At 47.5% G+C, this 12,568-nt stretch carries 12 protein-coding genes; 7 read left to right on the forward strand and 5 right to left on the reverse strand.

Features of this window, described 5'->3' with window-relative positions; all coding sequences use genetic code 11:
- Together WCO51_03865 and WCO51_03870 are read left to right on the forward strand one after the other, a co-directional pair.
- Positions 1–213, forward strand: a 213-nt coding sequence (locus tag WCO51_03865) for a hypothetical protein (protein MEI6512394.1), incomplete at its 5' end; no start/stop codon positions are given.
- A gap of 162 nt (positions 214–375) precedes the next feature.
- Positions 376–1,059 (forward strand): hypothetical protein, encoded by a 684-nt coding sequence (locus WCO51_03870; protein ID MEI6512395.1) that lies wholly within the window; start codon positions 376–378, stop codon positions 1,057–1,059.
- 3 nt (positions 1,060–1,062) lie between these two features.
- On the opposite strand, the gene WCO51_03875 is transcribed toward WCO51_03870, so the two are convergent.
- The 5 genes from WCO51_03875 to WCO51_03895 form a co-directional block, all read right to left on the reverse strand.
- Positions 1,063–1,977: a proline dehydrogenase family protein gene (locus tag WCO51_03875; protein MEI6512396.1), complete on the reverse strand. Its 915-nt coding sequence runs from the start codon at positions 1,975–1,977 to the stop codon at positions 1,063–1,065.
- 53 nt (positions 1,978–2,030) lie between these two features.
- The gene (gene pruA / locus WCO51_03880; protein MEI6512397.1) at positions 2,031–3,581 is read right to left on the reverse strand and encodes an L-glutamate gamma-semialdehyde dehydrogenase; all 1,551 of its coding nucleotides are present in this window, start codon (positions 3,579–3,581) and stop codon (positions 2,031–2,033) included.
- Positions 3,582–3,690: 109 nt separating this feature from the next.
- On the reverse strand, positions 3,691–4,038 hold the full coding sequence (locus WCO51_03885) for a HepT-like ribonuclease domain-containing protein (protein ID MEI6512398.1): 348 nt from the start codon (positions 4,036–4,038) through the stop codon (positions 3,691–3,693).
- Complete coding sequence (locus WCO51_03890) at positions 4,022–4,324, reverse strand: nucleotidyltransferase family protein (GenBank protein ID MEI6512399.1); 303 nt, start codon at positions 4,322–4,324, stop codon at positions 4,022–4,024. The genes WCO51_03885 and WCO51_03890 overlap by 17 nt, the downstream gene beginning before the upstream one ends.
- Before the next feature lie 28 nt (positions 4,325–4,352).
- The gene (locus WCO51_03895) at positions 4,353–5,405 is read right to left on the reverse strand and encodes an NAD(P)-dependent oxidoreductase (GenBank protein MEI6512400.1); all 1,053 of its coding nucleotides are present in this window, start codon (positions 5,403–5,405) and stop codon (positions 4,353–4,355) included.
- 279 nt (positions 5,406–5,684) lie between these two features.
- Here WCO51_03895 and WCO51_03900 point away from each other — a divergent pair, with 279 nt between their 5' ends.
- The 5 genes from WCO51_03900 (at position 5,685) to WCO51_03920 (ending at position 12,398) form a co-directional block, all read left to right on the forward strand.
- Positions 5,685–6,191, forward strand: a complete 507-nt coding sequence (locus WCO51_03900; GenBank protein ID MEI6512401.1) for a hypothetical protein — start codon at positions 5,685–5,687, stop codon at positions 6,189–6,191.
- Between the two features lie 418 nt (positions 6,192–6,609).
- A complete protein-coding gene (locus tag WCO51_03905) occupies positions 6,610–7,776 on the forward strand; it encodes a helix-turn-helix domain-containing protein (GenBank protein MEI6512402.1) in 1,167 nt (388 codons plus the stop codon).
- 178 nt (positions 7,777–7,954) lie between these two features.
- Positions 7,955–10,459, forward strand: a complete 2,505-nt coding sequence (locus WCO51_03910) for a mannose-1-phosphate guanyltransferase (protein ID MEI6512403.1) — start codon at positions 7,955–7,957, stop codon at positions 10,457–10,459.
- Positions 10,460–10,468: 9 nt separating this feature from the next.
- Entirely contained in the window at positions 10,469–11,113 is a 645-nt protein-coding gene (cobC, locus tag WCO51_03915) for an alpha-ribazole phosphatase (GenBank protein MEI6512404.1), read from the forward strand.
- Positions 11,114–11,246: 133 nt separating this feature from the next.
- A complete protein-coding gene (locus WCO51_03920; GenBank protein MEI6512405.1) occupies positions 11,247–12,398 on the forward strand; it encodes a vWA domain-containing protein in 1,152 nt (383 codons plus the stop codon).
- Positions 12,399–12,568 lie beyond the last annotated feature (170 nt).

The following is a 12,568-nucleotide window of genomic DNA, read 5'->3' on the forward strand; positions in this document are numbered from 1 at the left end:
GAGCGACGCTTACGCGAGGCTGCAAGAATGGGTTTTGATAAAGCCATTGTTCCCCTCCGCAACCTTGAACGCCTTAACGGCAATCTTCCAATTAATGTCAGAGGTGTTCAAAACGTAGCCCAAGCCCTAGAAGCATGCGGTTTAGATTCCCCTCGCTACAGCCGTCGAAATGGAGGGAAATCTGGGCGAGAGCCTGAAGAAGAGAATTCATAGTGCGTAATGCGTCGCACCAGCTTTGGATCAGAATGTTCCGTAGCTTTAGCGAAGGCACGTCACTGTGAGACGTAGGGTACCGTGCTCCATAACACCAGACCCTGTCTTGTAAGAAGGAAGCTCTTTACTCGATATCGAAATACAACTTAGAGGTGAATTCTGTTGAAATATATTATTGTTGCGTTGTTATGTGTCTTTGCTCTAAATGCCTTTGCTGAAAGATACAGCCTTTCACGGGAAGAAATTCGGAGGATGGGGGTTGATAGTTGGATTAAGTATTGCCAAGACAAAGGCGGCATCTTATCAGAAGTCGATGAGGATGAGGCATATCGCACCTTTGCCGATGCTCAAAAAAGCTATAACGAAAAACAACTTTCAAAGCTTGACAGGGATGATCGCAATCGGCTGAAGAAGTACAAAAAGCTTTTTACCGACTTCCGATTGCAAATACTCGATATTGAAAGTCTAAGAAATGGCGGAGGTTCAATGTTTGGTCATATGGCTGAGCGAGGAAGCGCATATGATGAGCTATTGATGGAGAAACTCATCAAGCTAAATGAAAAATCCAATCATTTTAACCCTGTCTTTCAAGCCCAAAAGGCTGCGAAATTAGTTCGTCAGATTGAAAACAGGCTGGAAAAGTCCAAGAATATCAATTCCGATGAAGAAAAGGCCTTGGAATTCATGGCCGGAAGTAAGTCGAACGGCAAGAAGTTGCTGTTAAAAGAAATCAAAAAGGCCACTGGTAACTTCGAAGAAATGTGCGGATTCCTCAAAGGCCGTCCTGCATCTGAACGCTTACTTATTCTAGATTTCTACTGGTCCCATTCGAAGCCTTTAAATTAGTTCTTATTTCTTGAAGAAATTTTTAATGATGAATAGCAAATTTGAGGGGCGTTCGGCTAGGCGGCGGCTGAAGTAGGGGTACCAAGCTGTGCCATAGGGGAGGTAGATGCGGGTGGTATAGCCGTCCGCTAGGACTTCTTTTTGAAGATCGCGGCGGATGCCGTAGAGCATTTGGAATTCTAGTTTTTCCTTCGGAATTTGGTTCTTCTCGACGACTTTACGGGCAAAAGCGATGCGATTGGGGTCGTGAGTGGCGATGGCGGGGTGAGTATCGCTTAGAAGAAGCTTTTCTGTGAGCTTATCGAACTGTTCGTTGACCTTTGCCATCTTTTGATAGGCAATTTCAGGCGATTCGAGATAGGCGCCTTTAACCAACCTGACTTTTGCTCCGAGTGAAATCAGCATATCGACATCTTCTTCGCTTCGGTGCAAATACGTTTGGATGACTGTTCCCATATTCTTATTTGTCTGATAGACGTCGGCAAAGAGCTTGAGGGTGCGGTGTGTGTATTTGCTGGATTCCATATCGACTTCGACCGCATTATTGTAACTCGCAGCGGTTTCGAGTATTCGAATAAGGTTCTCTTTGCAAAAAGAGTCTCCAAAGTCGATGCCGATTTGAGTGAGTTTAATCGAGATATCAGAATTCACATGGTTGGTGTTGATGGTATCGAGCATCGAACAGTAGGTTTGAGTTGCTGTTAATGCTTCCTCTTGGGTGGTCGAGTTTTCGCCAAGAAAGTCTAATGATATGCAGAAACCGGCTTTATTAAGCCCCCTCGCTGCAGTAGTCGCATCCTCAATCGTATCACCAGCAACAAAGCGGTTTACCACTCTGCGTGATACACGGCTATGGGTGATGAATTCCTTCATGGGCGCCCAATTGGCAACGCGAAGGACAACTGTTCTACTCAGCATTTAGATACTTCCTTGTAAGAATTAGTACTTAAGCACTCGTTGCGGTTCTGAGCTTACCATCTTTCGGATATGGTCTTAGCCTGCATGAACAGCATCAAATAGTCGCGCCCGCCGGCTTTTGAGTCTGTGCCTGACATGTTAAACCCACCGAACGGTTGCACGTCTACGAGCGCTCCTGTGCACTTTCGATTAAGATAGAGATTGCCGACATGGAAATCTTGTCGGGCGCGTTCGAGATGAGATCGATTGTCGGAGAACAACGCTCCGGTTAGGCCATACTCAGTGCCATTAACGATGTCCGAAAGGTCTTCGAAATCATTCGCTTTGATGACTGTAAGTACAGGTCCGAAGATTTCTTCCTGGGCGATACATGCATTTCTGTCGACATCGGCAAAGATGGTCGGCGGAATAAAGTAGCCGTCCGTGCCCGGCGCTTCCCCTTGATAGACTAATTTTCCTTCGCTCTTGCCGATTTCTATATACCCTGCTATCTTCTTTTCAGCCCCTGAATCGATCACTGCGCCAATATCTACATTGTCTTCGGAGGGATTGCCGATAGTCATCTTCTTTGTTCTTTCGATGACGCCTTGGAGGATTTCATCATAGACTTTTTTGTGTAGGATTAATCTCGATCCGGCAGAGCATTTTTGACCCTGGAACCCGAAAGCCGCAGCCGCGGCATCCCTTGCAGCCATCTCCAAATCGGCAGGACTATCAACCGCTACGCAGTCTTTGCCGCCCATTTCTAAAATTGTCCGTTTCAACCATATCTGTCCAGGTTGATGCTTGCTGGCCAAATCGAAAATGCGCAAACCAACTTCTTTTGAACCGGTGAATGCGATAAATCGGGTTAATTTATGAGAGGTGAGCACATCACCCATTTCGCCGCCCGAGCCGGGAATAAAGTTGATAACCCCTGCCGGCAAGCCAACTTCCATCATCAATTCAACAAACTTAGCTGCAATGACTGGTGAGGCGCTGGCGGGTTTTAATACAACCGTGTTGCCTGTTGCGATTGCTGCGGTAGTCATGCCGACTAAGATAGCCAGAGGGAAATTCCACGGAGGAATAACCGCACCGACGCCGAGGGGGATGTAGCGCACTTCATTTTCTTCGCCGGGATAGAAGGTTGTCGGTTGAGGCGTACCCAACCGCATCATCTCCCGTGCATAAAACTCCATAAAGTCGATCGCTTCGCCCACATCGGCATAAGCTTCAATCCAACTCTTGCTGACTTCAAAACTTAGCCATGCTGAGAACTCATAAATGCGCCTTCGCATAATAGCAGCGGCTCTGAGAAGATAGCGCGCCCTTTCATCCGGGGCCACTTTTCGCCATTCTTTAAACGTTTCCGCAGCTACTTGAATAGCGCGTTCAGCGAGTTCAGGGTCAGCCTTAGCAGTCTCGCCTATAACCTGGGATGGTCTTGCCGGATTAACAGAGCGGATTGTGCCATCGGTTGTGATACTCTCCCCGCCGATAATGAGCGGATAATACTTGCCCAATTCCCCCCGAACCTGAGCCAACGCTTTGCGCATCAACTCTGCCGGTCCGCTCTGCGTGAAATCCACATAGGGTTCATTTTTGAATGGCGTTAAAGACATCTTATTATTCTCTCTTCCATTAGCGCTTCATAATCTAAGACGAAGCATATTTCGTTAAAAAACTCATAGCCGCTCTCTCAAGAGTTTGCTTGGTAGAGCAAGCAGGACTTTAGCTTTGTAACTCTTGAATGAGGATATTAAGTTCAGGTATTAATTGAGGAATATCCTGACTAATAATTGACCATACCACGTTAAAATCAACATCAAAATAACCGTGTATTAATCGATCTCTAGTTCCAGTGATTTGTTTCCAGGGAATATTAGGATAGGCATCCCTTGTTTTTGTTTCTAAGCTTTTAGCCGCTTCTCCAATTATCTCAAGTAGTCTTAATATTGCAAGAAGTAATAACTCGTCATTTGCGACATATTCTTTATTTCGTCCTTGCATGAATTGCTCGATTTTATGGGCAGCATCAAGCATATGCTGCAAGCGAACAACATCATTTCCCTTGTTCATAGATGACCTCTGCTTCTGCCAGCACTTTGTCTCGAAAATAGCGGCTGAGGAAACTTGGTGTATTCAGGTCAACCGGATGCCCTAATAGGTCAGAAAGCTCGTCCTGAATGCCAAAGAAAGCAAAACCAGGAGTTGCTCCTTCTTCAAACTCTACTAACACATCTAAATCGCTATCAGGGCGTGCATTTCCATGGATGAATGAACCGAATAAGGCCATTCGTCGAATTCGATGGTTTTGACAAAAGTCAGCTAGTTTTTCTTTTGGTACAGATATTGGGTTTGACATTTTGTTTTGGCTTCCTAACTTAAAAGCTTCAGAAGAACCGTTTAGCGATGCCTAGGATGCCTTGCTTCCATGGGACTCGATGAGAGACGCCGGATTTACCTTCGAACTTATGCAAGTTGTCGAGGTACCACTGATAGTTGCGAATGAGAGCATCCTTATTCGAGTACTTTGGCTTGAACCCGATTTTCTCCTCGGCCTTATCGATACCAACGAAGGAGTCGGTGGCGGCTGTCTCATAGACCCATTTATAGAGCGGCGACAACTTCATTACCTCAAGAATTCGAAGCGTTGTGATAAGGGGCCAGGCAGGAAAGCCCTTTACCTTTTTGCCAAAGCCCGCATAATCGAGTACAGACTGGAAATCATCACGCATCGTAGTATATATCTTTGCGCCGATATTGAAGGTGTCGTTTACAATCTCCTTATCGAGGGTGAGGCAGGAGTAGATGGCTTGGCATAAATCCTCAACATCCAGGAACTGGTATCGATTTTTACCGTTTCCGATCATAGGAAAGCCCCTGCCGTCTTTTGCCCAATCATAAAAGAGAGCAAATACTCCAAGTCTTTCAGGGCCAATGAATGATTTAGGCCGAATAATCGGTACGCATATCCCTTTTGCCCGCATTTTAAGACATTCTTCTTCAGCTAGGATTTTAGCTTCACCATATGGCCCAACACCATGAAGCCTATCATTCTCAAAAAGCGGGTGATGATCGGGAATGCCGTAAACCGCTGTGGAAGAGATATGAACCACTCTGTCGACATTGTTGCAAGCAGCCGCTTCGAGAACATTCTTTGTGCCGACAACATCCGTCGACATAATGTCCTCTTTTGTGTAAAGGGGAAGCGCTGCAGCAGCATGTATTACCCAAGTAGCTCCTTCCATCGATTTAGTAAGAAGTTCCTTATCGCGAATGTCGCCTTTAATAATCATTATCTTATCTTGTTCTGGATAGTCGAAATCAGCTAAGTCGTATGAAATAACTTCATGGTTCCGTTCGAGCAAATAGCGGACGAGATTTATCCCAAGAAAACCAGCTCCACCCGTTATGAAAATTTTATGGGTAGCGTTTGTGCTCATATATCACCTGCCGATACAAATTCTTATATTCTATGAATAGAATAGCAAATCAGACGCAAGCCAAGCAACCTCAAGCGTCATAGGAAGTAGATTTAAGGCGAAAGGCAAGAGTTCACGCAGGTGGTTTTCGCCAATATCTGCTGCGGTTTCAACCGCGAGGCAGGATGGGGCTGAATATCTAGTAAAACTGCCTAGAAGTCTGGAAGATTGGCCGCTAACAACCGATAAATATAATAGGCGTAGTATTTGCCCAATTAATTATATTAAGGAGAGATGTGGATGGAGAAACAGAATCTGGGTTCACTTGAATACCAAGAGCAGGAAGTCCCAAGAATGTTTGCTCGCATGGCAAATCTGGATGTGCCGGTTGATGTTCAAGCTAGTGCCGTAGTGCAGGTTCAAGTGGATAAAGCTCCTGCAGAAGAGGCGCCTAATAATTCGCGAACTAGCGCTGAAAAGGACATCTTTTTCGGTCTCGGTCTTTCCGCTATTGTGGTGAGCGGCATGATGCTTATTAGACTTATCAGCCAGCCTCCGGCAATATTTTGCAACGCCACAGAATTTGCGGCTGGTATTGTATGTGCGGCTGGAGCAATAGTATTCCTCATGGCTTCATTGCGTTATTTACCTCTTTCGTTGTTATTAGTCGTAACAGCAGCAGCGCATATTTTCACCCACATGCGCGGTCCGGATTTGCAGTGGTTTGGCAGCTTTTCAACCGTTTTAATTGCTTTTACAGCGATACTTTGTCTGATGAAGAGCAAGATCAAGCTTTCGCCTAAGTAGATATTTAGGCACCGGAATTTGAAAACGCGTAAACCATCAATGCAGGTTCTTCACTGTGTAGGGGTTTGCGCTTCCAGCGTGGACGCTTGTAGGGGCGAAGCTTGCTGCGCCCTCCGGAGGGCAGAGCAAGCTCTGCCCCTACTTGGGGACGGCTCAGGGATAATTTATTCCCACCCTTCACCGAGTATTGGGGGTGAGGGCTTGCTTACGCTTATTCGGAACCCTTCGATATGGCCTGATGGCCTACTCAGGGAGGCGGATTTGGGTGTGTGGGTGGGCATTGCTCTTCCTGTTTGGCGAATTTATTCGTCAAGCGACCAATTTTCTTGCTTCGATCCTTTGCGACCTAATAGGCTGGAACGAATTCGAGGGCATTATGGTATAGTGCTATTTGGGAGTGAATTAGAGGTTAGGTTTGATGATGCGTAAGGGGTTGGATGGGGTAATTGAAGAAGTTCTTAAATACTGGCAGCAGGAGCATAATGTTGAACCGGCAAGATCGGCTGCAAATATCAACAGTATTCATGCTGCAATCAGCAAGAGTGAAGATATCCCTGCGCTTGCTACGATAGTCCAAACATTATCTTTAAACGCTAGCTTAACCCATATTCTCAGCCAAGACCCAACATTTAACGATTGGAGGCCGCATCATGTTACTGTCGGGCGGCTTCAGTTATCGATAAAAGAACCCATTGATTATCAATGGCTCTCTGATAAGACTTTTGGATCGTTTGGGCATTTGCAGGAATGGATTGACCGATATGCTGATGCGCTAAAAACGACCTTCTTGGCTAGCATAAACGAATTGAAGACGTTAGAAGCTCCATGGCATATCGCTGAAGCTCGCCCAAAGGCCAAGTCTGATGTGCCGTTCCTCCATTCAGAACTCATGTCATTACGGCCAGTGAGTGAGCAAATGAATAAGGGCCGTTTTGCTCTTCCGCCTGTTGCTTATGAGAGTGTTTCACATTATGAACCTCAGCGGGCGATGGCTCTTAGCGCATGCCGCAGTTGGTGTATGTACAACGGATTGCCATCTGTGTTTGATGGCCTTGCCATTGTCTGCGCGTTAAGTTCAGGGGATATTGAAGCTGTAATTTCACGTATTAAAGCTGAGACACAAGGCGGTTTAGATCCTTGGCGTCAACTCGCATGTGCGCCATTTTTAGTGCCTAAGGTGAGTGTAGGAAATGCTCCCCCAGCCAATAGTGACGATCATATGGCTGCTCACTATATGATGAGCGAGCACCAGATGCCGGTCAATAGCGGCTATCCACTTCCACCTCATGTATTTGAGGATTACGCCCGGCTTTGTTATCGTTTTGTTGTTAGTCATCAGCATCCAACTTATGTTCGCAGCGATCGGTATAGCCCTTACAGCAACATTATTCTGGCCTGGTATTTTCAAAAAGAACTTTCAGTAAATGAGATAAGCAGGCAGCTTGGTATTGCCAAATCAACGACACAGCGCCTGTTGGATAAACTAATCGAGCTTTATAATCACGATTTGCCTGAAGGGGCAAAACCTCTAAAAAAGAGGCTGCGAGCAGAAGATATAGCAGCTTTAAGCGATTCTGAAGCATAAAATTCGTGAACAAGCCCTATTGTTTGTTTTAACGCACTTTTAAGCCTTGGTAGACAACTTATAGGGTCGTCTGTTACAATGAAGTGTATAGAATTGTGATTGTTACCGGTGGATTGTATTTGATCCTCTGGTAAAAGCGCATTGGGTGTTCAGATAAAACGAGGAGCTAACTGAGACTATGAAAGCTGTGGTAATGGCAGGTGGTGAAGGTACACGTCTGCGTCCTGTGACAGCTCAGAAGCCTAAGCCGCTCGTCCCTATATGCAATCGCCCCATTATGGAACACATCATATGTCTGCTTCGCAAGCATGGCATTATTGATATCGTAACTACACTCCACTATCTGGCTGATGAGATTCAAGGTTATTTTGGAGACGGCGCTGATTGGGGGGTCAATCTCATTCCGAGTATTGAAGACACCCCGTTAGGTACTGCCGGTAGTGTTAAACAGGCGGAAGAATATCTCAAGGATGACACCTTCGTAATCGTCAGCGGCGATGCTTTGACGGATGTGGACTTAGAGAAGGCAATTAAGTTCCATAAAGAGAAAGGCTCAATGGCCACTCTTATCCTCTATCGAGTCCAAAACCCCCTTGAATTCGGCGTTGTTGTCACTGAAGAAGACGGCCGCATCTTACGTTTCTTAGAAAAGCCGAGTTGGAGTGAAGTCTTCTCCGATACGGTCAATACCGGCATGTATATCCTCGAACCTGAGATATTCGACTATATGCAGCCCGGCGAGAGCTTCGATTTTAGTCATGATCTTTTTCCTGCACTTCTCCGTGACGGCAAGCCGATTTATGGCTATATAATGGAGGAGTATTGGTGTGATGTTGGGTCGCTGCAGCAGTATCGTGAGGCTCAGCAACAGCTTCTTGGCAAGCAAGTGAACCTTGAGATCCCCGGACAAGAGCAAGCTTCACAGGTCTGGATTGAGCCAGGCACCAATATTGATCCTACAGCACAAATAATCCCGCCTGTCTGTATCGGACGCAATTGCAAAATTAAAGCGAACTCAGTCGTTGGCCCATACACGGTTCTTGGCGATAACACTATCATTGACGAAAATGCGCGGGTTGAGCGCAGCATCCTGTGGGACAGTGTTTATATCGGCCCGAACACCAATGTGCAAGGCTCAACTATTTGCTCCCGTGTCACAATCAAAGAAGACTGCCATGTTAATGAGGATGTCGTCATTGGTGATCGATGCCATATCGAATCGGGCAGTACCATTCGTCCTCGTATCAAGTTGTGGCCGGATAAGTTCATCGAACAGGGTTCTACCGTTACGATGAGTCTTGTTTGGGGCAGCAAGTGGCGCGGCTCACTGTTCCGCAATCTAGGTGTTGCCGGATTAGCCAATATCGAAATTACGCCTGATTTGGCGTGTAAACTAGGCGCGGCATTTGGTGCGAGTTTGCCAAAAGGCAGCGCTGTTGTAACTGCTCGCGACCCGTTTAAGGTTTCGCGAATGATAAAGCGCGCAGTGATTTCCGGTTTGCTTTCCGTCGGGGTGGATGTCATTGACCTTCGAGCAATGCCGCTTCCGATTACGCGTCACATGATCCGCACTGGCCCAACCGCAGGCGGCGTCAATTGCCGAATTTCTCCTGAAAACCCGCGATTAACCTTGCTTGAATTCTTTGACAAGCGCGGTGTTTACCTGCCTAAAGCGGCTGAGCGCAAGCTGGAGACGATCTTCTTCCGTGAAGACTTCAGGCGCACTGATGTCGAAGAGATTGGTGAGATTGAATTCGGCGGACGCGCTATCGAGCAATATCAAGCCGATTTCTTTCGCCATATTGATGAAGAGGCAGTCAACCGTGCGCGGCATCGAGTGGTTGCTGACTATGCCTTTAGCCGAGTTGCAACGATTTATCCCGTCATGCTCGGTCGGCTTGGCTGTGAAATGATTGCCGTCAATGCCTATCCGGATGCTGCGAAAGCGCCCCGATCGTTGCAGGACCGTGAGAACTTTATAGACAACCTCCGCCAGATTGTTGACACGTTGAAAGCCGATATGGGCGTGTTTTTCGGCAACGAAGGGCAGCGCTTGACGGTTATTGACAATCATGGCAGAGTAATCGATGGTCACGAACTTTTCGCTACGATGGCGATGTTGGTTGCCAAGACCCATCCAAAAGCAATGATTGCTGCAACGGTAGCAAGCCCCTCTGAACTTGATGAGATTGTTGCCAAAGAGGGCGGGAAGGTGATGCGCATTAAGACCGACGTTCGTTCGATCATGAACGTTGCCGCCGACCCGAGTTCTCAAGTAGTCTTCACAGGTGATGAAAAAGGCGGCCTTATCTTCCCGGCGTTCCAGCCTGGTTTTGATGCGATGTTCGCGTTCGCAAAGATGCTCGAAATGATGGCGCATACCGGCGCAACACTGTCCGATTTAGCTGATGCGATTCCTCCTTTCTTCGTACGACATCGGCAAGTGCGATGCCCATGGGAGCACAAGGGTCAGATTATGCGAAGGCTCACCGAAGATAATCGTGAAGGCGAAAAGGTCGAGCTTATCGATGGCATTAAACTCTATAACAACGGCACTTGGATCCTTGTGTTGCCGGATGCTTCCGAGCCTTATTTCCATCTCTATGCCGAAAGCGAATCGGCGGAGCGCTCAGAAGCTATTTTGGACGATATGTCCAAGCAGATTTTAGCGATGAGCAGTTAGGCGCGGATATTGAAGATATTTCTTATCAGACACGGGCAAACGGAGTGGAATCACGAACAGCGATATCAGGGGCATACCGATGTCGCCCTTGATAAGATAGGCATAAAGCAAGCTGAGCTTGTTGCTGTCCGTTTGTTTGAAAAAGGGCTGAAAGCAGTCTATAGCAGTGACCTCCAACGCGCATCCAAAACCGCCCAAATCATTGCCGATGTTGCAGGGTGTCCGCTTCACACAACTCCCTTATTACGCGAAGCCAATTTTGGCGAATGGGAAGGGAAGACCCGCCAACAAATCCAAGATGGTTACCCCGGCCTTTTCGATAAATATCGCGCTGATTCTATTAATTACCGTCCCCCCTCGGGTGAAACTCTAGATGAAGTTCGCCAACGAATAACTGAAGCCCTAACGCGCATTAAAGAAGAAGTTCAGGACGGCAATGCCGCCATAGTAGGCCATGGCGGGAGCCTAAGATGGATAATCATGGACTGTCTCAGCGCCCCCATCGAAACCTACCGCCGCCTAACACTTGACAACGGCTCTCTCTCCCTCGTCCAATACGAATCCACCGGCCAATGGCTCTCCCTCTTCAACGACACCTCCCACCTAGGCGCCCTCCTCTCCGACGCCACCGTATCGGTGCAGTTAAACCGTTGAATGGGAGCTTAATAGCGTCCTAAGAAATCATAAACTTCAAAATTCACCCCTCCAATCCAAAATCAAAATGAACACTTTTGATATTCCGTGCAACTAAACCTGTAACACTAACGAAACGATTGGAGGCAGTAACGTGAAAAATCTATATTTATTCTTGGTCGTCAGTCTGCTGTTTGCGGGTGCGGCGGTGGCGGCGACTGATCCGGTATCACATGCGGCGGCGCTTTCTAAAAGCAGTCCTATGCTCGAGATGGTGTTTGTCATCGATACCACCGGCTCGATGGGTGGTCTTATACAGGGCGCTAAGCAAAAGGTCTGGAGCATCGTCAATGAGGTGATGAAGTCCCCCAAGCATCCCAAGGTCAAAGTCGGACTTGTTGCTTATCGAGATCGAGGCGATGTATTTGTTACCAAAGTTCTTCCGCTGACGAGCGACCTGGATAAGGTTTACACAACGCTCATGGACTATTCTGCGGATGGTGGCGGGGATGAACCTGAGAATGTCCGGCATGCGCTTGCCGACGGTGTTCATCGCGCCGGTTGGTCTCAGCGATCGAGCCGAATCGCACAGATACTGTTCTTAGTAGGTGATAGTCCACCGCATAACGACTATCAGGATGAACCCGATACCACCAAGACAGCCGCCGAGGCGGTCCGTACCGGGATAATTGTCAACACTATTCAATGCGGCACAACCGCAAGCACAACTCCAATATGGCAAGCAATTGCCCGCCAAGGAGAGGGTCAGTACTTTGCCATCGCGCAAGATGGTGGAGTTAATGCTGTCTCAACCCCCTATGATACAAAGTTGTCAAAGCTGGGCAACAAGATTGGCAGTACTTATTTAGCCTATGGAGGCGGTAGCGGGGTGCTTGGTGGAAAGTATCGCGCAGATAAAGAAAGCCGACAGATGGCCATTGAGTCCAAAGTGTATGCTGCAGCGCCCATGTCGGCTCAGGCCGACCGTGCGGTGAATAAGGCTATCAACAGTGAGGCCTATATGGGTGATCTGCTACAGGATATTGAAAGCGGGAAAGTCAAGCTGGAAGCAGTGAAACAAAAAGACCTTCCCAATGACCTTCAAAAGCTCACTCCAGTGCAACAGAAACAGGCTGTGGCGAAACGCCTAACTGAGCGCAAGAACCTTCGAGCGCAAATCCTGCAACTGTCGAAACAGAGAGATGCTTATATTCACTCACAAACAGGTGCCAAGAGCGCCGGTTTCGACGCCGCTGTCACCAAAGCCCTTACCAAACAACTAGCCCAAAAAGGCATCAAGCTGTAACTAAGATTGATTGTTCTCAATGTAGGGGCAGGGCTTGCCCTGCCCTCCAGAGGGCGGAGCAAGCTCCGCCCCTACGTCCTGAAAGGACGTTACCCTGAGCGTAGTCGAAGGGTCTTCCGGAAGATCCCTCGACTACGCTCAGGGTGACGTGCCTTCGCTAAAGCTACGGT

This window comes from bacterium, from assembly GCA_037131655.1.
Taxonomy (GTDB): domain Bacteria; phylum Armatimonadota; class Fimbriimonadia; order Fimbriimonadales; family JBAXQP01; genus JBAXQP01.